A 20,829-nucleotide genomic window follows, 5' to 3' on the forward strand; every position below is an offset into this window, starting at 1 on the left:
TTATACAGCGAGCTTTTCTATTAGGTTATTACTTAACTTCAACGTTAGCTCCAACTTCAGCAAGCTTAGCTTTAATTTCTTCAGCTTCTTCTTTAGAAACGCCTTCTTTAACAGCTTTTGGAGTGTTGTCAACAAGGTCTTTTGCTTCTTTAAGACCAAGACCAGTGATTTCACGTACAGCTTTGATAACCTTGATTTTTTGATCGCCAGCGCTAGCTAGGATTACATCAAATTCAGTTTGCTCTTCAACAGCCGCTACAGCCGCTCCGCCCATTGCTACTGGTGCAGCAGCAGTTACGCCGAATTCTTCTTCGATTGCTTTTACTAGATCGTTAAGTTCTAAAACAGTCATAGATTTAACTGCTTCAATGATTTGTTCTTTAGTCATTTTAATGTTCCTCCTTAGTTTTCATTCCGTATTGGTTAAGCGATAAGTTTTGTCCAACTCCGGCGCCTAGGGGCTCGGGGTCATAAGCCAATCCATCTAGAAGGCTAAAGAGCAGCCTTCTAGCCGGCTCGTCTTATGCCTGTCGCCCCTGTCAAGGCGCCTCCGTTTTTCTATTAACTTACGCGCCTTGTTCTTCTTTTTGGTCTGCAACTGCTTTTGTAGCAAGAGCAAGGTTGCGGATTGGAGCTTGTAGTACGCTGAGTAGCATAGAAAGCAAGCCTTCGCGTGAAGGTAGTTCTGCAAGTGCTTTAACCTCTTCAACTGTTGCTACATTGCCTTCGATTACACCAGCTTTAATTTCAAGTGCATCGTGCTTTTTAGCAAAGTCATTAAGAATCTTTGCAGGTGCTACTACATCTTCCGTACTGAACGCAATTGCGTTAGGACCTGTTAATGCTGCATTTAACTCTGAAAGTTCAGCTGCATCTGCTGCACGACGAGTCATAGAGTTTTTGTAAACCTTGAAGTCGATACCTGCTTCACGAAGCTGCTTACGAAGTTCAGTAACTTCAGCAACAGTCAGCCCACGGTAGTCAACTACGATTGTTGAAACACTAGCTTTTAACTTAGCTGTAATTTCATCAACGATTTGAATCTTTTGTTCGATTACGCTGCTCATCTTTACACCTCCTGTAGAATATCTACATTTATACCAGGCAAAGTAAAACCTCCACATCAAAAGCCAGACATGGAGGTGCATACAATAGCCGAATGAATCAGCCCATTCTATCGCATTACCTCGGCAGGAAATTAAGCATTAAAACGCACCTGCTGTCTTCAGTACAAATGTTTTATTTAAACAACAAAATAGATTATATAAAATATACCTATACTTGTCAATTGGTAAAAAATTACTTAACTGTTACAGATGAAGGATCAACCTTCACGCCAGGTCCCATTGTTGAAGTAACTGTTACGTTCTTCATGTATGTTCCCTTTGCAGCTGCAGGTTTAACTTTAACCATTGTTTCGAACACAGTTTTGAAGTTCTCAACAAGTTTTTCGTTTTCGAAAGATGATTTACCGATAGGCACGTGGATATTTCCAGCTTTATCTACACGGTACTCAACTTTACCTGCTTTAATTTCGTTAATAGCTCTAGTTACATCAAATGTTACTGTACCTGTTTTAGGGTTTGGCATTAAACCTTTTGGTCCTAATGTACGACCAAGCTTACCTACTTCACCCATCATGTCAGGAGTTGCTACGATTACATCAAAATCAAACCAACCTTGTTGGATTTTAGTGATGTATTCTGCATCGCCAACATAATCTGCACCAGCAGCTTCTGCTTCTTTCACTTTTTCACCCTTTGCGAATACTAAAACGCGTTGAGTTTTACCAGTTCCGTTTGGAAGTACTACTGCACCACGGATTTGCTGGTCAGCTTTCTTAGGATCTACACCTAAACGGAATGCAACTTCAAGTGTTGCATCAAATTTAGCATAATTAGTTTGCTTTGCAAGTTCGATTGCTTCAGCAACTGGATAAGCTTTTGTGTTATCAACAAGCTTAGCAGCTTCTAAATACTTTTTACCTTTTTTAGCCATTTTTATTTCCTCCTAGATTGTGGTTTTAGCGATTTACTCTCCCACTTATTAAAGCGGAGGCGCCTGGCTCAGCCCCGACAGGCATAAGACGAGCCGGCTAGAAGGTTGTTTTTTAACCTTCTGGACGGATTGGCTTATGACCCCGAGGGGCTAGGCGCCGCAGCTAGTCACGAATAAAGGTTGCGTAAGTAACGCAACCCCCTTCATTCAAAAACAGTTTGCATGGATTAGTCTTCGATAACGATTCCCATGCTGCGAGCAGTACCTTCAACCATGCGCATTGCTGCTTCAACGCTTGCAGCGTTTAGGTCAGGCATTTTCTGTTCCGCAATCTCGCGTACTGTGGTACGCTTAACTGTTGCTACTTTATTACGGTTTGGTTCACCAGAACCAGACTGAATTCCAGCTGCTACTTTCAAAAGAACTGCAGCAGGAGGAGTTTTTGTAATAAATGTAAATGAACGGTCTTCAAAAACCGTGATTTCAACAGGGATGATCAATCCAGCTTGATCTGCTGTACGAGCGTTAAATTCCTTACAGAATCCCATGATATTAACACCGGCTTGACCTAGTGCAGGACCAACTGGCGGTGCTGGATTTGCTTTACCAGCAGGGATTTGTAATTTAACAACTTTAATTACTTTTTTAGCCACGAGACACACCTCCTTAAAGTCCGTGATGTGGTAATAGGGTTTTTACCCTCCCACTCAGGTATCTGTCTTTATATAAAGATAAAGATCTTAGCAAAAGTCTTGTCTCTCGAAGAGACATACTGACCTATGAAATATTACCACTTTTTAAAAATGATTTCAAGTTTTTTTCAAATTACTATTAATAATTCTTTAAATGTCCAGTTTCAGCGCCTAGAGGCTCGGGGTCATAAGCCACCCCCTGAAGAAGGCAAAATGCGCCTTCTTACAGGGGGTGGCTTATGCCTGTCGCCTCTGGGCAAGGCGCTTACACTTTTCTATTTACAACTTCTCAATCTGTGTAAATTCTAGTTCTACCGGTGTATCCCGGCCAAACATATTAACGAGAACTTTAAGTTTTGCCTTGTCTTTATCCATTTCTTCTACTGTTCCTGTAAAGTTCATGAATGGACCTTCTTTTACCCGGACCGTTTCGCCAATTTCATAGTTTACATCGATGCGTTTCTCATCAACGCCCATGCGTTTTAGGATGACCACTACTTCTTCAGGCAGAAGCGGCGTTGGTTTTGATCCTGCTCCAGCAGAACCGACAAAACCGGTTACACCTGGAGTATTCCGGACAACATACCATGAATCATCTGTCATGACGATTTCAACAAGTACATAGCCTGGAAATACTTTTCTTTTCACTACTTTCGTTTTTCCATTTTTTATTTCTGTCTCTTCTTCTTCAGGCACTACGACACGGAAGATTTTATCCGTCATACCCATCGATTCAACACGTTTTTCTAAATTTGCTTTGACCTTATTCTCATAACCTGAGTAAGTATGTAAAACATACCAATTTTTTTCCATTCAAGAGGACTAAACGTCCATCCCTCCCCGTACTTTCATAAAAATCTTTTAAAAACCAAATGAAAAAACCCGCTAAACGGGCTTTACTTAAGAATTTGTTTTATTATTCACCATTATACCATGAAATACCTTTTATTATTCAAGGATAACTCGAATCAATTTTGAAATACCTAAATCGATTACTCCAAAAAATATTGCAAAAAAAGCAACTGTTGTGATAACAGTAATGGTATAGCGAGTTAGTTCCTTGCGTTTCGGCCAACTAACTTTTCTCATTTCACGTAGAATATCATTGAAGAAATTCTTTAAGCGTTGCATATCTGTAACCCTCCAACTATCGGAATAACATTGCTAGTATGAATAAAAATCACTTAGTTTCTCGGTGGATTGTATGGGCGGCGCATGTTTTGCAATATTTTTTTAATTCCAATCGTTCTGATTGTAACTGATTTGCATTCGTCGAGTAATTACGTGACCCACAGTCAGCACATGCCAGAATAATCTTTTTACTCATAATGTGTCACCTTCAATATCCATCTTTTATATCCCTAAAAATGTAACATGACCCCTAATCATTGTCAACAGCATGCGTGAGCGTGTTCATCCAAATGTCACCGTTTTCAAAAATCAGAGACTAAATTCCCTAATTTCTAAATACCGTTCTAATTTTCTTTTTACACGCTGCAGAGCATTATCAATTGATTTAACATGCCGATTCAGTTCTTCTGAAATCTCTTGATAGGATTGCCCATCGAGGTATAACGCCAAAACCTTACGTTCTAAATCGCTCAATAATTCAGTCATTTTCACTTCTATGTGATCGAATTCTTCTTGATTAATAATTAGTTCTTCTGGGTCAAGAACCTTCGCACCAGATAGGACATCCATTAATGTGCGGTCGGATTCTTCATCATAGATAGGTTTATCCAATGATACATAGGAATTTAATGGTATGTGCTTTTGTCTTGTTGCTGTCTTAATGGCAGTGATAATTTGTCGAGTGATACAAAGTTCAGCAAACGCCTTAAAGGAGGTAAGCTTGTCCTCGCGAAAGTCACGTATTGCCTTATACAGCCCAATCATTCCCTCTTGAACAATATCTTCTTTATCAGCACCGATTAGGAAGTAGGACCTTGCCTTTGCACGTACAAAATTTCGATATTTGTGGATTAAATAATCCAAAGCCTCACTATTACCTTGGTGCACCAGATCTACAATTTCCTCGTCTTCCATTGATAAAAATAGCAGGTTGCTTTTTTCCCCGAAGTCTGTACTCAATTAAGATCCCCCTCCACCGAACAAGCATAGATAGTATTATTATACTGTCGAAAACTTTTGAACGTCAACGCTTACTTTTGACCTCTGCGCCACTTTTCAAAAATTTCTGCCACTTCAGTGCTAATTGGTATTTTTGAGACTGGTCTTTTTTCCTGAATCTTTTTCACATTTTTCTCTATTCCCTTTTCGACTGAGGACATCTCTATAAGTAATTCCCGCGCAGATTTCCTTAGTGCTCCTTGTCCGAAAATAGCCCATTGCTCTGTATAATCCGAGGTAGCAACATGAATTTGAGTCCTTCGGTTATTTAAAGCAATGGCTAATTTCTCAATTCGCTCATCCGCGGTTTCGTTTTCTTTTGTAAAAATAACCTCTACTTTATGGTTATTATACTTCTTCTCGGTTCCCTGAACATAGTAGGCGTCAAACACAACAATGACACAATAGCCTGAAAAAGCTTGGTATTCCGCCATCCTTTCTACTAAGCGGTCCCTTGCCGCTGGTAAATCATGGTCCTTTAATGCCCTTAACTCCGGCCAAGCCCCAATAATGTTATATCCATCGACGAGCAGAATGTCCATTGCTATCCCTCTAGAGGATGCCGCTTGCGGTATACCTCATACATTAGTAGCGCTGCTGCAACAGAAGCATTTAATGATGTTACCTTTCCAGCCATCGGCAGGTTGATGAGAAAGTCACATTTATCTCTAACAAGACGGCCCATCCCTTTTCCTTCGCTCCCAATTACAAGGCCTAGCGGCATCGTACCATCTAATTGACGATAATCTTGTTTTCCACTTGCATCCGTTCCGGCAATCCAAACACCGCGCTCCTTTAATTCATCAATGGTTCTCGCCATATTGGTAACCCGGACTACCGGGATATGTTCAATCGCACCTGTTGATGCTTTTGCGACTGTTGCCGTTAAACCAACTGCTCTTCTTTTTGGAATAATAATTCCATGTGCACCTACTGCATCAGCGGTACGCATGATGGATCCAAGATTATGAGGATCCTCGATTTCATCCAATAATAAAAAGAATGGAGGCTCGTTCTTCTTTTCTGCAGCTGCAAATAAATCATCCATCTCTGCATATTGGTAGGCTGCAACGTAAGCAAGAACTCCTTGATGGTTTTCATCAGATATCTGGTCAATTTTTTTCTTTGGGACAAATTGAACAATAACATGTGCTTCTTTTGCTAATTGAATTAATGGCTGCATTTGACCTCGCTGGGAGGATTCTGCAATCAATATTTTGTTGATATCTCTTTCTGCTCTTAGTGCTTCCATAACTGGGTTTTTACCAATGATATAATCCTGGTTTTCATTCATTCGCCTTTTCCTCCTTTCTTTTCTTCCACATATTCAAATGACTTTAAGATAAGTTCTTCTAGTCGGTCCGTTTTCTCCGTTAAATATAGAAATCCTAGTAACGCTTCAAATGCGGTACTGTAATGGTAGGTTTGGACGTCTGTGTTTTTTGGCACCGTGCCTGATTTAGCATTACGTCCACGCTTAACTACCGCCAGCTCCTCCTCAGTAAGGAGGTGTTCATCCATCATTCGAAATAACACTTGGCATTGCGCCTTTGCGGAAACATAGGTTGTCCCCTCGCGGTGAAGACTGTTGGGCTTTACCTTCCCGCTTTGCAGGAGGTGACGTCTGACATAAATCTCATAGACAGCGTCACCCAAGTAAGCTAGTGCAAGACTGTTCAATTGATTAGCGTTTACTTTTTCTTGATAATCAAGCATGAATTAGCCTCTTTTCCATCTTGTACCCTGCGGAGTATCTTCTAAAATAATATTCATTTCCTTTAGCTGATCTCTGATTTGGTCAGACAGCTGAAAATTACGGTCTTTGCGAGCCTGAATTCTTTTTTCTATTAAGGCATCTATTTCTTCATCTAACATTTCTGTCGTTTGTTCAAGCGTCAGACCTAAGACATTAAATAACTCATCAAATTGTTCTGTAAATGTATCAATTACTTCTACCGCAGTGTTCTTTTCCAAAAGATAGTAGTTAGCCAGCTTCGAAAGGTCAAACAAAACAGAAATCGCTTTTGCTGTATTGAAATCATCATCCATTGCTTTTATAAACTCATCCTGTATGGCTGCTATTTTCTTTAGCCATTCCTGATTATTATTTGTTAAATCTGTACTAGATTCCTTACGGTGTTTTAAATTTTGATAAGAAGTTGTTAAGCGCTCAAAGGCAGCCTTTGTGCTTTCAAGTAACTCCTCACTATAGTTGATAGGATTGCGGTAATGAACCGACAGCATAAAGAATCGTAAGACTTGAGGATTATGCGCCCGTATAATGTCATGGACAAGAACAAAGTTCCCAAGCGATTTTGACATCTTTTCATTGTCAATATTGATATACCCGTTATGCATCCAGTAGCGGGAAAAGGTCTTTCCAGAAAGTGCCTCCGATTGAGCAATTTCATTTTCATGATGCGGGAAGGTTAAATCTTGACCGCCAGCATGGATATCAATCGTTTCACCAAGATATTTTTTTGCCATTGCCGAGCACTCAATATGCCAGCCTGGACGTCCAATTCCCCAAGGGCTTTCCCAATAGATTTCCCCTTCCTTTGCAGCTTTCCATAATGCAAAGTCCAAATCATCCTGCTTCTTCTCGCCAATTTCAATTCTTGCTCCAATCTGCAGGTCATCAATGGATTGATGAGAGAGTTTACCGTAGTCATTGAAGCTTCTTGTTCTGAAATAGACATCACCTTCTGATTCATATGCAAAACCTTTTTCAATAAGCTGCGCAACAAAATCAATGATTATATCCATATTTTCCATTACCCGCGGGTGAACATCCGCTTGTTTACAGCCTAATGCTGTCACATCTTCAAAATACGCTTGAATGAAACGATCCGCGACAGCAGGGACATCCACCCCAAGCTGATTTGCAGCACGGATTAATTTATCATCTACATCTGTAAAGTTGGAAACAAAATGGACGTTGTAGCCACGGTACTCAAAATAGCGGCGAACGGTATCAAAAACAATAGCCGGGCGTGCATTACCGATATGAATATAATTATAGACAGTCGGTCCGCAAACATACATTTTAACTTTCCCTTCCTCAAGTGGGACGAACTCTTCTTTTCTTCGGGTTAATGTATTATAAAGCTGAATGGCCATTTACTTTAGTCCTTTCTTTTTTCGATTCAGTGAATTCTTCTTTTAGATAAATTATTTCTAGTTGCAATTCCTTAATGCGGTCCGCAATAGGATCTGGAAGATTGCAATGATCTAAATCCCTGTCAATTCGCTTCCCGTCCTGGATTACTACCCTTCCCGGAACACCTACAACCGTTGAATTAGGCGGTACTTCCTTTAAGACGACAGAGCCTGCACCAATCTTCGAATTTTCCCCTATGGTGATTGAACCCAGCACCTTTGCACCTGTTGCAATTAACGCATTATCCTTTATCGTTGGATGGCGTTTACCTTTCTCTTTTCCAGTTCCACCTAGTGTCACACCTTGAAACACCGTTACATTATCACCAATTTCACACGTTTCTCCGATCACAACGCCCATACCGTGGTCTATAAAAAATCTTCTGCCTATTTTTGCACCAGGATGGATTTCAATACCTGTGAAAAAGCGGCTAATCTGAGAAATTACCCTTGCAAGAAAATATAATTTTCGTTTAAAAAATGCATGGGCAATACGGTGTGCCCAAATCGCGTGTAAGCCTGAGTACGTTAGGATAACCTCTAGGTAGGTTCTCGCTGCAGGATCTTGTTCAAAAACAACCTCAATATCCTCCCTCATCCTTTTGAACATTTTTTCATTTCCCCCTTATTATTAATAAAACATTAGCTTAAGCCTAAGATAGTCTCCTCTGCGTTGTTCCACTTTGTTTTTTTTGAAAAATAAAAAACGCCCCTGTCATAACGACAGAGACGCTTTGGCGCGGTTCCACTCTGATTAGACCTAAGCTGCTTAACATACAGCTTATATATGGTCTCACTCTACCTGTTAACGGAAAGGTTCCGCCCACATCTACACAGATTTAGCATCTTTCGAAATGGGACTCAGAGGTGCATTTCAAACATGAGAGGCTTAAACCACTTTCAGCCGGTGATGGTTTTCTCTTTAAAGCGTCATATTCTACTTTTCCTCTTCAACACTTTTTCTTATCAAGAGTATATATCCTTTACTATATTACATATTTGTTCAAATGTTAACCAATAATTTTTTGAATTCTATTTAGAACTTTTCCTTTTCCTAAAAGTTCAATAGCCTGAGGTAAATCTGGACCATGTGTTTGACCCGAAACAGCTGCACGAATCGGCATAAACAAATTCTTTCCCTTTTGGCCAGTGGATTTTTGAACTGCCTTCATCGCTGCCTTAATTTCACCGGCTTTAAAGTTGTCTAGTTTCTCTAGCTCCTCAGCAAAAGCCTTAAGTACTTCAGGAACTGTCTCTCCTGTTAATACTTCCTTAGCATCCTCTTCGTATTCTGCCTCTTCTTTAAAAAACATATCCGAAAGCTCAACAATCTCTGCACCGAAGCTCATTTTTTCCTGTAACAAACTTACTAAACCTCTTGCCCACTCATGCTCTTCATCCGTCAAGCTCTCACTTAACACTCCAGCTTTTACTAGATGTGGCATGGATAGCTCCAATACTCGATCAACCTCTATCTTCTTCATATACTGATTGTTCATCCATGTCAGCTTATTTGTATCAAATAAAGCCGGGGATTTTGATAAGCGATTGGCATCGAAAATTTTAATAAATTCCTCTTTAGAGTAAAGCTCCTCTTCGCCTGTTGGTGACCAACCCAGCAAAGTAATAAAATTAAACAAAGCCTCTGGCAGATAGCCTAATTCTTCATATTGTTCGATAAATTGAATAATAGATTCATCCCGTTTGCTTAACTTCTTTCTGCTTTCATTCACGATTAGTGTCATATGACCAAAAACCGGCGGCTCCCATCCTAATGCCTCATAAACCATTAACTGCTTAGGAGTATTGGAAATATGGTCATCACCGCGAAGGACATGCGAAATTTTCATTACATAATCATCTACCGTTACCGCAAAATTATAAGTTGGCGTTCCATCCTTTTTGATGATGACCCAATCGCCCATTCCTTCAGACTCAAAGGAAACAGTCCCTTTTACCATATCCTCGAAGGTGTAAGTTTTCGCTTCTGGTACGATGATTCGAATACTAGGCTCGCGGCCTTCACTTTCTAATTTTGCACGTTCCTCAGCCGTTAGATGACGGCACTTTCCAGAATATTGAGGAGTTTCGCCTCTTTCGGTCTGCTCTTCCCGCTCCGCTGCGATTTCTGCTTCTGTACAATAACATTTATAGGCATGACCATTCTCTAATAATTGATTGTAGTAGGTTTGATAAATATCATTTCTCTCTGACTGTCGATAAGGTCCATATTCACCGCCGACATCCACACTTTCATCCCAATCCATACCCAGCCATTTCAGGTATTTTAATTGGCTTTCTTCTCCGCCAGCAATATTCCGCTTCTTATCTGTGTCTTCAATCCGGATAATAAATTTACCGCCCTGATTACGCGCAAATAAATAATTAAATAATGCAGTACGGGCATTCCCAATATGTAAATGTCCAGTAGGACTTGGAGCATACCTTACACGAACTTCATTTGACATCATTATGCCTCCGTATACCATTAATTTCTTATATCTGATTTATTTTACCATTGTGTATTTCAGCAATAAAGAATTTAATTCTTTTTTAGTAAAACTACCGCTTGTGAGGCAATTCCTTCACCGCGGCCAGTAAAGCCTAGCTTTTCTGTTGTTGTTGCCTTCACATTGATTTGTTCAGGAGAAGCATTAAGTAATTCAGCCATTCTCTCTTTCATTTGCTGAATATAGGGTGCCATTTTGGGCTTTTGTGCAATGATTGTACAATCTGCATTTACAAGCTCATATCCTCTATCCTTCACAAGCTGCCATACATGCTCCATTAGCTTAGCAGAATCTGCATCTTTAAATTCCGGATCTGTATCTGGAAAATGCCTGCCTATATCGCCTTCTCCAATGGCTCCAAGACATGCATCTGCTACCGTATGTAATAAAACATCTGCATCCGAGTGACCCAACAGCCCTTTTTCATATGGAATGGTAATGCCGCCAATTATCAGCGGGCGCCCCTCCGTTAATTGGTGTACATCAAAGCCTTGTCCAATACGAAACATATTCAAAAACTCCCTTTTCTTTTCTGTAATATCGCCTGTGCAAAAAATAAGTCTTCCTGTGTCGTAAGCTTGATATTATCATAATCCCCCTCAACCATTGTAACAGGGTGAGAGATTCTCTCTACCAAGCTTGAATCATCCGTACCAATAAAGCCATCCTTTTCTGCCTGTTCATATGCACTACGCAATAAGGAAAAACGAAAAGCTTGTGGGGTTTGAACAGCCCACAAGCTAGACCTTTCGACAGTTGCCATTACCACATCATCACGTACTGTTTTCATGGTATCTTTTGCTGGCACTCCAATGATTGCTGCACCTGTTTCTTGTGCTGTATCTAGTAATCGGTGAATATGTTCCTTCTGAATAAAAGGCCGAGCCGCATCATGAACAAGAATAATTCCATCATTCTTCACAGCCTTCAAGGCATTGTAAATGCTGTCCTGACGCTCTTTCCCACCTGGAACTAATTCAAGCACCTTCTTCACTCCATGCCTCTTCAGAAGGGAATGAAATTCAGCTTCGTCCTGGGGGTGAATAGCTAGGATTATTCCATCGCATAACTCATCCTCTTCAAATACCTTTAGTGAATGAATGAATACAGGGATACTATTTAACTCTAATAAAAGCTTATTTTTCCCTGCGCCCATCCTCTTCCCTTGACCTGCTGCCGGGATAATGACTTGGTAAGTCATGCTAAAACTCCAATCTTTCTAGCTTCCTAAAGCACTTTTTTCTAGTAGCTTTGGTTTTGCAAATATCATTCTTCCTGCTGATGTCTGAAGAACACTCGTAACCAGAACATCAATTCTCTTGCCGATGTATTCTCTGCCCTCTTCCACTACAATCATCGTACCATCATCAAGATAGGCTACACCTTGGTGATATTCCTTGCCATCCTTAATCACCTGTACGGCTAACTCTTCACCAGGCAATACTACTGGTTTAACCGCATTGGCTAAGTCATTAATATTTAATACAGAAACGTTCTGTAATTCACATACTTTATTAAGATTAAAATCATTCGTAACCAGCATGCCATTGGTAATTTTAGCTAGTTTCACCAGCTTACTGTCGACTTCTTGGATTTCATCAAAATCGCCTTCGTAAATTTCTACTTTAATCGCTAGTTCCTTTTGAATTCGATTTAAAATATCCAATCCCCGTCTCCCGCGATTTCGCTTTAACACATCAGATGAATCAGCTATATGTTGTAATTCCTCTAGTACGAAGCGAGGAATGACAATCGTTCCTTCTAAAAATCCAGTTTGACAAATATCCGCTACGCGGCCATCAATAATTACACTTGTATCGAGGATTTTTAGTGATTGTCCCTCAGACTTTTCCGCATCCTCTTCACCGGATTTCTTCTTCCCGCGGCTGCCAAAGAGATTTAATAACTCATCCCTTTTCTTAAATCCAACCTGAAATCCAAGGTATCCAAATAATAATGTCAGCAAAATAGGAGCGACAGCATTAAGTATAGGTACTTGAACGGCATTTAGAGCAAAACCAATTAAAAAGGCTGTTAATAAACCAAAAATTAATCCTATACTGCCAAAAATCACATCTGTCACAGGGATTTTCACCAGTGAATCTTCTGCCCATTTAATAAACTCCAGTACATAATCTACTGCCCAAAAAGTAATAAGATAGAAAATAATTGCACCTATAATAGCCGTTGCATACGAGTTACTGATTATTGGAATGTCATCAAATTTTATTAATTTAAGTAATTGCGGGATTAATAATATTCCAAGCGTACCTCCAGTAATGAGAAAACATGCTTGCACAATACGTTTTAACATTCCTTCACCTCCTCTACTCATTATAAACATATTCCCAAAAATGAAACCTTTGTTTAATGATTATTTTTAGCAAACGGTCAGTTTTATAACCTGAAAATAAACTTTTATATTTTCATTCATAGGGTAGCATTGGGGAATAGTTCTGTCAAACAATGGAAAATTACTGTTTATCCAGATAATTTCTATATTTGTCGTTCCGTATATAATCGATCTTTGATTAATTTTAAGCCTTCTTTAATTTTTTTGGCACGGATTTCGCCAATGCCCTCCACATCATCTAGTTCTTCAACAGTGGCGGAAATAATTTTTGAAAACTCGCCAAAGCTTGTAATGATATTTTCAATGATGACAATAGGTAGGCGGGGGATTTTATGAAGTATCCGATAACCTCTTGGTTGTTTATTTTCATCTAGCGGTATATAACCTTGATAACCCATCAATTTCAAGATGGCGATATCCTCTAATGCCCCATTGCTCGTTAACACCTGCATTCGTTTGAGGACTTCCCTCGCCTTGACATTCCGATCAAACGAATAATCTTTGATAATATTAGATGTCTCTTCTTCTAAATCTGTCAAAATTTCATTCATTTGCAGGCGAATTAGCCTGCCCTCTGTACCTAACTCATTTAAGTAAGTTATGAGTTCATTTTTAATTTTAAGAACCATTTCAAATCGGTGCAGTACCAAAAGAAAATCATTAAAGGTAACAGATTCTTCAAACTCTAGGATACTTAAACTGGCAATACTCCGCCCAAGTACTGCTTTATACTTTTCGAGCATTTGAATGGCCTGATTCGCCTTCGTTAAGATCACAGATATATCTTTAAGTGCATAACGGAAATTTCCTTGATATAGGGTTATCACATTTCTCCTTTGAGAAATAGCTATGACAAGTGCCTTCGTCTGCCTAGCCACTCTTTCAGCAGTTCGATGCCGCATCCCTGTTTCCGAAGCAGAAATTTCAGAGTCTGGTACCAGTTGGGCATTCGCTATAAGTATCGTATTACCTAGTTCATTAAGGATGATTGCACCGTCCATTTTTGCTAACTCATAAAGATAGCTTGGCGAAAAAGGACAATTTATTTGAAAACCGCCATCTACGATACCTTTGACCTTATCATTGTAACCAACAACAATGAGCCCGCCTGTATTCGCCCTTAATACATTATCAATTCCTTCACGAATAGGGGTACCAGGAGCAAGAAACTGTAAAACTTCACTTACGGTTTGTTCACCCAGCTTTCTATTATCCATGTATTACACTCCCAACGCTGCTTTTAAGGCTTCAGCTACAGTGGACACGCCGATGAGTTCTACACCCTTCGGACCTTGCCAGCCGCTTAGATTATTGGCAGGCAAAATGACCCGTTCAAAACCCAGCTTCGCGGCTTCCTGCACACGCTGTTCAATTCTAGAGACCCGTCTTACCTCTCCTGTTAACCCCACCTCTCCGATAATACAATCTGTTGCCCTTGTTGGTTTATCACGGAAGCTTGAGGCAATACTTACGGCAATCGCTAAATCAATAGCTGGTTCATCTAGCTTGACTCCCCCTGCCACCTTAAGATAAGCATCTTGATTTTGAAGTAACAAACCCATTCGTTTTTCTAAGACTGCCATTAATAAAGGAACACGATTATGATCAATCCCCGTTGCCATTCTCCTCGGATTTCCAAAGCTTGTTGGAGAAATTAGAGCCTGGATTTCTACTAGTACTGGACGGGTTCCTTCCATTGAGGCAACCACTGTTGATCCTGCGGCACCTTGAGACCTCTCTTCGAGGAAGATTTCTGAGGGATTCGCCACCTCATCAAGTCCAAATTCTTTCATTTCAAAAATACCCATTTCATTGGTTGATCCAAAACGATTCTTTACTGCCCGTAGAATCCGATACGTATGGTGCCTTTCTCCTTCAAAGTAGAGTACGGTATCTACCATATGCTCAAGCAGCCTTGGCCCGGCAATGGAACCTTCTTTTGTTACATGGCCAACAATAAAAATCGCAATACCCTTTGTTTTCCCTATTCTCATTAATTCAGAGGTACACTCACGAACCTGTGATACACTCCCGGGTGCAGAAGTTACTTCCGGATGAAAAACAGTTTGAATAGAATCAATTATGACAAAGCTTGGATTCGTGTTTTCTATGGTTCGATTGATTTCTTCCAAATTGGTCTCAGAATAGACAAGGAGATTCTCAGACTTTATCCCAAGTCTTTCAGCACGAAGCTTCGTCTGCCTCAAAGATTCCTCACCGGATATGTATAAGACCTGATTTCCTTTATTCGCAAGCTGGGATGATACCTGTAACAACAGAGTTGATTTACCAATACCAGGATCACCACCGATTAATACCAGCGATCCCTTTACCACTCCGCCGCCTAACACACGATTAAGCTCATTCAAGTCAGTAAGAATCCTTGGTTCAGTCAGTGATTCAATGGCTGTAATAGGTGTTGGTTTAGATAATAGCGTGGCTCCCCCTTGAGAATGAGCAAATGCTCCTCTGCGATTCCCGCCAGTTACCTCAACTTCCTCCACCATTTTGTTCCATTCTCCGCAGCCCGGGCATTTTCCCATCCACTTCGGAGCTTCATACCCGCACTCTTGACACATAAACTTCGTTTTTCGTTTGGCCATTCCTATCTACTCCTGACTATAAATACAAAAAGAGGTACACGGTCAACCTAGTATCGTGTACCCCTTTTAGTTGCTCTGAAAAAAATTTGGTTTATTTAGTTAGAGGCGTTTTTTCCGCCGTTTTAACTAAGAATTCACCATTATCCACATCAATAATAACATGCTGACCTGTTAATACTGTTCCTCTTAACAGCTCTTCAGAAAGACGGTCTTCAATATGCTTTTGAATAGCCCTGCGTAATGGACGTGCACCGTACTCTGGGTCGTACCCTTCTACGGAGATCTTTCCTTTCGCTGCTTCTGTTAGTTCTAAAGAAATGTGCTGCTCTTTTAGACGTTTTACCAGTTGGTCAGACAGAAGTGTAACAATTTCTTCTAAATGCTTTCTTTCTAAAGCATGGAAGACAATAATTTCATCAATACGGTTTAAGAATTCTGGACGGAAGGCTTTTTTCAACTCTTCCATTACTTTACCCTTCATATCCTTATAATTCTGTTCTCCATCTTGAATATTAAAGCCAACATACTTATTACGTTTTAAAGCTTCTGCCCCTACGTTTGATGTCATAATGAGCACTGTATTGCGGAAGTCGACGGTTCTGCCTTTAGAATCCGTCAAGCGGCCATCTTCAAGAACCTGCAATAAAATATTAAATACATCAGGATGAGCCTTTTCAATTTCGTCCAGCAGGATAACGGAATATGGCTTTCTTCTAACCTTTTCTGTTAATTGGCCGCCCTCTTCGTATCCTACATATCCTGGAGGAGACCCAACCAAGCGAGAAGTAGAATGTTTCTCCATATATTCAGACATATCGATACGAATCATCGCATCCTCGTCACCAAACATTGCCTCAGCAAGTGCCCTAGCCAATTCAGTTTTCCCTACACCAGTAGGACCAAGGAAAACAAAAGAGCCAATTGGACGTTTAGGATCCTTTAAGCCTGCTCTAGCCCGGCGCACTGCTTTTGATACAGCCTTAACCGCTTCCTCCTGTCCAATCACACGGGAATGTAAGAGTTCTTCTAAATTAAGCAATTTTGCCGTTTCTGTTTGAGCAAGTTTCGAGACAGGGATTCCCGTCCAGCTTGAAACCACACTTGCAATATCCTCAACGGTAACCTCACTATTTTCTTTTCCTTGTTTTTCTTTCCACGTTTTCTTTGTTTCTTCTAGCTGCTCACGAAGACGCTGTTCTGTATCTCTTAGAGAGGCAGCTTTCTCAAATTCCTGGCTCTGAACTGCCGAATCCTTTTCTTTACGGACCTCTTCAAGCTTCACTTCTAACTCTTTTAAATTGGGAGGTGTCGTATAAGAACGTAAGCGAACCTTTGATCCTGCTTCATCAATTAAGTCAATCGCTTTATCTGGAAGGAAACGGTCAGAAATATAGCGATCAGACAACTTTACAGCTGCTTCAATGGCCTCGTCTGTTATGGAAACGCGGTGATGGGCTTCATAACGATCACGAAGACCTTCTAATATCCGTACAGACTCTTCAGCCGTTGGTTCATCAACACGGATTGGCTGGAAGCGTCGTTCTAATGCCGCATCTTTTTCTATATATTTTCTATATTCATCAAGAGTGGTTGCACCGATACATTGTAACTCTCCACGGGCAAGGGATGGTTTTAAGATGTTTGAAGCGTCAATAGCTCCTTCTGCTCCCCCTGCGCCAATTAATGTGTGTAACTCATCAATAAAGAGTATGATGTTTCCAGCTTGGCGGATTTCATCCATTACCTTTTTTAAACGGTCCTCAAATTCCCCACGGTATTTAGTACCAGCTACTACTGTTCCCATATCTAAAGTCATAACCCGCTTATCACGGAGAATTTCTGGAACTTCATTATTAACAATTTGTTGGGCAAGACCTTCAGCGATTGCTGTTTTACCTACACCTGGTTCACCAATTAAAACTGGGTTGTTTTTTGTACGGCGGCTTAATACTTCTATAACCCGCTGTATTTCCTTACTTCTGCCAATAACAGGATCTAAACTTCCTTCTCTAGCAATTGCCGTCAGATCTCTAGCAAGGCTATCAAGGGTTGGGGTATTGGCACTTACTGATGCCCCTCCCTGGTGCCCGCCTGACTCATTACTGCCTAGTAACTGTAGTACCTGTTGACGTGCTTTATTTAAGCTTACTCCAAGATTATTAAGAACTCTTGCAGCAACACCTTCTCCTTCACGAATTAAACCAAGCAGGATATGCTCTGTACCAACATAGGAATGTCCTAATTTTCGAGCTTCATCCATTGATAATTCGATTACCTTTTTCGCCCTTGGGGTATAGTGAATTGTTTGGGATGCTTCCTGGCCTTTCCCAATTAACGATTCTACTTCCTTTTGGATTTTTTCTGAACCTAATCCAAGCCCATAAAGCGCTTTGGCAGCAATGCCTTCTCCCTCACGGACTAAACCTAATAGGATATGCTCAGTCCCAATATTATTGTGTCCAAGTCTGATTGCTTCCTCTTGTGCTAAAGCTAATACCTTCTGAGCTCTTTCAGTAAAACGGCCGAACATCATATTCCATTCCTCCTCACATTTTATCTAGCTCCATTTTTAATCGTTCTCGAATTAATGCTGCTCGTCTTATATCTCTTTCATTTGCTCTTAAATGCCCGCCTGCATACTGCTGCAGGAACCCAGGCTGTGTTAATATCATTAATTCATTTAATATATTCTTAGGCAAATGATCAATATAACCCATATCAATTCCTAGGCGAACATCAGATAGGCATTTTGCAGCCTCTTTTGTTTCAATAATCCTGCAATTGGATAATACTCCATAAGATCGAAACACTCTGTCTTCTAATTGTATGTTCGAAGTTTTGCGTAATGCTTCACGAGCGGACCTTTCTTGTGAAATTAACTGACTTACTACACCTTTAAGGTCGCGACAGATATCTTCTTCAGATTTCCCTAGAGTAATTTGATTGGAGATTTGAAATATATTTCCGAGCGCTTCACTCCCCTCGCCATAGATTCCTCTAACAACTAATCCCAGCTGGTTTATTGCTGGAATAATACGATTGATTTGCTGAGTCAATATAAGACCTGGCAGATGCATCATGACAGATGCCCGTAGACCCGTACCCACATTTGTGGGGCAGCTTGTTAGATAACCATGCTTTTCATCGAAACCAAAGTGAATGTGGCTTTCCAGCCAATCATCTACCTCATTCGCTGCCTCTAACGCCTCTGTTAACTGAAGGCCGGGAAACAAACATTGAATGCGAATGTGGTCCTCTTCATTAATCATAATACTAACTTCTTCGTTTTCGGTTAATAGAACGGCTCCATATGGTGAATCCTCTGCTAAATTAGGGCTGATCAAATGCTTTTCTACTAAAACCCTTTTTTGAAGAGGCTGTATTTCATCAATCTTTAGTAATTCCATTTGACCAAACTTTGTAAAATTTGATTCTTGCAGTATATCTTCCATTTTTTTAATAATGGCTTGTGCTTCTTCATGTGAAAATAATGTTGGAAATGTAAAGTTTTCAAAGTTGCGGGCTAAACGGATTCGGGAACTAAGGACAATATCTGAATCAGGCCCCTCCTCGCTCATCCACGAGCTGACGGCTTGATTGATAAAGCGTTCAAGCGACACGTTATTCCCCTCCCTTACTGCTGCCTGGTAAGCCTTTTTCGAGTGTTCGAATTTCATCTCGAATCTGAGCAGCTTTTTCAAATTCCTCTTGCTGAATTAACTCTTTTAATTCATTCTTAAGATTTTCGACTTGCTTTTTAAGGCGAATTCCTCCACCAATTCTCTTTGGAATTTTACCGCTGTGGGACCAATTCCCACTATGAAGCCTTCTCAAAACTGGTGGCAGCTGTTCATTAAAGGTTTCATAGCAATGTGCACATCCGAAACGCCCCACTTTAATAAATTGTGGAAATGTCATCGAACATCCACTACACTGAAGAACTTCTTCTTGATGAAAGGTATTTTGATTTTGCTTTTGAACAGTGTGATCAATATTTAATAAACCTGCTAATAAGTTATTAAAGGTAAAACCAGATCCTCCTGAAATCATGAACATCTCGCCCTTTTCTTGGGCACATTTTTCACAAAGATTTACTTCGGTTTTTTCACCGTTGATAATTTTTGTAAAATGGAGTGCAGCAGGTCTTTGATTACATTCCTGGCAAATCATCTTTCATTTCACCTCACTAGCTGGTATATATTATTTATACTTCAATGATGTTAACATTGCATTTAACATTCTTGCTCTTAATTCATCTCGGAATGGAAGATCAATATACAGGACAGAACGATCAATAACACTGAGCATAATTTTTGCTTCTCGTTTTGTGATTATCTCCTCATGTACGAGTCTATAAATAACATCTTCTGCTGTAGTTTGTGCAATACGATTATCAAAGAGTGACAGTAAATGATCAATTAGGTCAACTAAATCATGGGACTGAACCTTCATGATTCGGATATACCCGCCTCCTCCACGTTTACTTTCTACGATATATCCTCGTTCAATGGTAAAGCGCGTATTAATGACGTAATTGATTTGTGAGGGGACACATTGAAATTTGTCAGCAATTTCACTTCGCTTAATTTCAACATGCTCTTGCTCACTCATTTCTAACACTTGTTTCAAATACTTTTCAATAATATCGGAGATGTTTCTCATCTTCGCACCCCCTGACTTTGACTATATTTGACTTTAATTATACTGAAAATTTTATGTAGTTGCAAACAACATGCTACTAATGATTTTCTCCATATTTCGCGGGTGTGAAACCTGTTAAATTGGATTTTAGGAAATTAGTTGGAGTGGGTAGTGCCTAAATGGTAGCGTTGGTTCCTTTTTGTGCTGAAAAGTTTGTGCGGAGGGACTTTGGAGATTTAACTAAAAGTGTGAAAATGATTATTCGTTACCGTTTTCTCTAAAAGTATCGCCTTACGGGCAAGAATAGCCACTATTCGTTACCCTTTTCTCTAAAATTGTCACCACACGGTAATGATTAACTCCTATTCGTTACCGTTTTTATTAGAAGTACCACAGTGAGGGCACAAATCTCGATCCCATCATGTTTACAACCTTTTATCCTTTCGGACAACAAAAAAAAGCACAACCCTTATCAGGTTGTGCTTCGTTTGCCTGGCAACGTCCTACTCTCACAGGGACAAAGTCCCAACTACCATCGGCGCTGAGAAGCTTAACTTCCGTGTTCGGTATGGGAACGGGTGTGACCTTCTCGCCATTGCTGCCAGACTATTTTGTTGAGGTATCATTCCCTCAAAACTAGATAATTTCAGAAGAAGTGTGTAAAACGAGTTCGCTATTAAAAATTGGTTAAGTCCTCGAACGATTAGTATCAGTCAGCTCCACATGTTACCACGCTTCCACCT

At 40.2% G+C, this 20,829-nt stretch carries 23 protein-coding genes, 1 rRNA gene and 2 other annotated features; all 24 genes read right to left on the reverse strand.

What is annotated here, in order from left to right:
- Positions 1-28: 28 nt before the first annotated feature.
- A complete protein-coding gene (rplL, locus tag ACY3XC_RS26150) occupies positions 29-388 on the reverse strand; it encodes a 50S ribosomal protein L7/L12 (RefSeq protein ID WP_179161269.1) in 360 nt (119 codons plus the stop codon).
- Between the two features lie 178 nt (positions 389-566).
- Entirely contained in the window at positions 567-1,067 is a 501-nt protein-coding gene (gene rplJ / locus ACY3XC_RS26155) for a 50S ribosomal protein L10 (protein WP_179161270.1), read from the reverse strand.
- A 33-nt stretch (positions 1,068-1,100) separates the two neighbouring features.
- Positions 1,101-1,247 (reverse strand) — a sequence feature (ribosomal protein L10 leader region).
- 52 nt (positions 1,248-1,299) lie between these two features.
- Positions 1,300-1,998, reverse strand: a complete 699-nt coding sequence (rplA, locus tag ACY3XC_RS26160; RefSeq protein WP_095250633.1) for a 50S ribosomal protein L1 — start codon at positions 1,996-1,998, stop codon at positions 1,300-1,302.
- A 227-nt stretch (positions 1,999-2,225) separates the two neighbouring features.
- Complete coding sequence (gene rplK / locus ACY3XC_RS26165) at positions 2,226-2,651, reverse strand: 50S ribosomal protein L11 (protein WP_179161271.1); 426 nt, start codon at positions 2,649-2,651, stop codon at positions 2,226-2,228.
- 318 nt (positions 2,652-2,969) lie between these two features.
- Positions 2,970-3,503, reverse strand: coding sequence for a transcription termination/antitermination protein NusG (nusG, locus tag ACY3XC_RS26170; RefSeq protein WP_133371715.1), 534 nt, complete (start codon positions 3,501-3,503; stop codon positions 2,970-2,972).
- A gap of 135 nt (positions 3,504-3,638) precedes the next feature.
- Positions 3,639-3,821, reverse strand: coding sequence for a preprotein translocase subunit SecE (gene secE / locus ACY3XC_RS26175; RefSeq protein WP_464871168.1), 183 nt, complete (start codon positions 3,819-3,821; stop codon positions 3,639-3,641).
- A gap of 49 nt (positions 3,822-3,870) precedes the next feature.
- Entirely contained in the window at positions 3,871-4,017 is a 147-nt protein-coding gene (gene rpmG / locus ACY3XC_RS26180) for a 50S ribosomal protein L33 (protein WP_179161273.1), read from the reverse strand.
- A gap of 113 nt (positions 4,018-4,130) precedes the next feature.
- Positions 4,131-4,736 carry an RNA polymerase sporulation sigma factor SigH gene (gene sigH / locus ACY3XC_RS26185; protein ID WP_052106397.1) on the reverse strand — a complete coding sequence of 202 codons (606 nt, stop codon included), beginning with the start codon at positions 4,734-4,736 and terminating at the stop codon, positions 4,131-4,133.
- A 116-nt stretch (positions 4,737-4,852) separates the two neighbouring features.
- On the reverse strand, positions 4,853-5,362 hold the full coding sequence (locus tag ACY3XC_RS26190; protein ID WP_464871169.1) for an NYN domain-containing protein: 510 nt from the start codon (positions 5,360-5,362) through the stop codon (positions 4,853-4,855).
- Positions 5,363-5,364: 2 nt separating this feature from the next.
- Positions 5,365-6,114 (reverse strand): 23S rRNA (guanosine(2251)-2'-O)-methyltransferase RlmB, encoded by a 750-nt coding sequence (rlmB, locus tag ACY3XC_RS26195; protein ID WP_464871170.1) that lies wholly within the window; start codon positions 6,112-6,114, stop codon positions 5,365-5,367.
- The gene (locus tag ACY3XC_RS26200) at positions 6,111-6,536 is read right to left on the reverse strand and encodes a Mini-ribonuclease 3 (protein WP_179161276.1); all 426 of its coding nucleotides are present in this window, start codon (positions 6,534-6,536) and stop codon (positions 6,111-6,113) included. Before ACY3XC_RS26200 ends, rlmB begins: the two co-directional genes overlap by 4 nt.
- A gap of 3 nt (positions 6,537-6,539) precedes the next feature.
- Positions 6,540-7,940: a cysteine--tRNA ligase gene (cysS, locus tag ACY3XC_RS26205; protein ID WP_464871172.1), complete on the reverse strand. Its 1,401-nt coding sequence runs from the start codon at positions 7,938-7,940 to the stop codon at positions 6,540-6,542.
- On the reverse strand, positions 7,921-8,589 hold the full coding sequence (cysE, locus tag ACY3XC_RS26210) for a serine O-acetyltransferase (RefSeq protein WP_179161278.1): 669 nt from the start codon (positions 8,587-8,589) through the stop codon (positions 7,921-7,923). The genes cysS and cysE overlap by 20 nt, the downstream gene beginning before the upstream one ends.
- A gap of 112 nt (positions 8,590-8,701) precedes the next feature.
- Positions 8,702-8,942: a binding site (T-box leader), on the reverse strand.
- 47 nt (positions 8,943-8,989) lie between these two features.
- The gene (gltX, locus tag ACY3XC_RS26215) at positions 8,990-10,447 is read right to left on the reverse strand and encodes a glutamate--tRNA ligase (RefSeq protein ID WP_464871179.1); all 1,458 of its coding nucleotides are present in this window, start codon (positions 10,445-10,447) and stop codon (positions 8,990-8,992) included.
- A gap of 74 nt (positions 10,448-10,521) precedes the next feature.
- Positions 10,522-10,998 (reverse strand): 2-C-methyl-D-erythritol 2,4-cyclodiphosphate synthase, encoded by a 477-nt coding sequence (gene ispF, locus ACY3XC_RS26220; protein WP_464871173.1) that lies wholly within the window; start codon positions 10,996-10,998, stop codon positions 10,522-10,524.
- 2 nt (positions 10,999-11,000) lie between these two features.
- Positions 11,001-11,690: a 2-C-methyl-D-erythritol 4-phosphate cytidylyltransferase gene (gene ispD / locus ACY3XC_RS26225; RefSeq protein WP_464871174.1), complete on the reverse strand. Its 690-nt coding sequence runs from the start codon at positions 11,688-11,690 to the stop codon at positions 11,001-11,003.
- A gap of 18 nt (positions 11,691-11,708) precedes the next feature.
- A complete protein-coding gene (locus ACY3XC_RS26230) occupies positions 11,709-12,803 on the reverse strand; it encodes a PIN/TRAM domain-containing protein (RefSeq protein ID WP_179161282.1) in 1,095 nt (364 codons plus the stop codon).
- Between the two features lie 182 nt (positions 12,804-12,985).
- Positions 12,986-14,059, reverse strand: a complete 1,074-nt coding sequence (disA, locus tag ACY3XC_RS26235; protein WP_464871175.1) for a DNA integrity scanning diadenylate cyclase DisA — start codon at positions 14,057-14,059, stop codon at positions 12,986-12,988.
- Between the two features lie 3 nt (positions 14,060-14,062).
- Entirely contained in the window at positions 14,063-15,445 is a 1,383-nt protein-coding gene (gene radA / locus ACY3XC_RS26240) for a DNA repair protein RadA (protein WP_464871176.1), read from the reverse strand.
- A gap of 91 nt (positions 15,446-15,536) precedes the next feature.
- Positions 15,537-17,978 carry an ATP-dependent protease ATP-binding subunit ClpC gene (gene clpC, locus ACY3XC_RS26245; RefSeq protein WP_179161285.1) on the reverse strand — a complete coding sequence of 814 codons (2,442 nt, stop codon included), beginning with the start codon at positions 17,976-17,978 and terminating at the stop codon, positions 15,537-15,539.
- 13 nt (positions 17,979-17,991) lie between these two features.
- Positions 17,992-19,065, reverse strand: a complete 1,074-nt coding sequence (locus ACY3XC_RS26250; protein WP_464871177.1) for a protein arginine kinase — start codon at positions 19,063-19,065, stop codon at positions 17,992-17,994.
- 1 nt (position 19,066) lies between these two features.
- The gene (locus ACY3XC_RS26255) at positions 19,067-19,615 is read right to left on the reverse strand and encodes a UvrB/UvrC motif-containing protein (RefSeq protein WP_464871178.1); all 549 of its coding nucleotides are present in this window, start codon (positions 19,613-19,615) and stop codon (positions 19,067-19,069) included.
- Between the two features lie 30 nt (positions 19,616-19,645).
- Positions 19,646-20,107 carry a CtsR family transcriptional regulator gene (locus tag ACY3XC_RS26260; RefSeq protein ID WP_179161288.1) on the reverse strand — a complete coding sequence of 154 codons (462 nt, stop codon included), beginning with the start codon at positions 20,105-20,107 and terminating at the stop codon, positions 19,646-19,648.
- Positions 20,108-20,576: 469 nt separating this feature from the next.
- Positions 20,577-20,692 (reverse strand): 5S ribosomal RNA (gene rrf, locus ACY3XC_RS26265).
- Positions 20,693-20,829 lie beyond the last annotated feature (137 nt).

Source organism: Bacillus sp. CZDM1, from assembly GCF_055502545.1.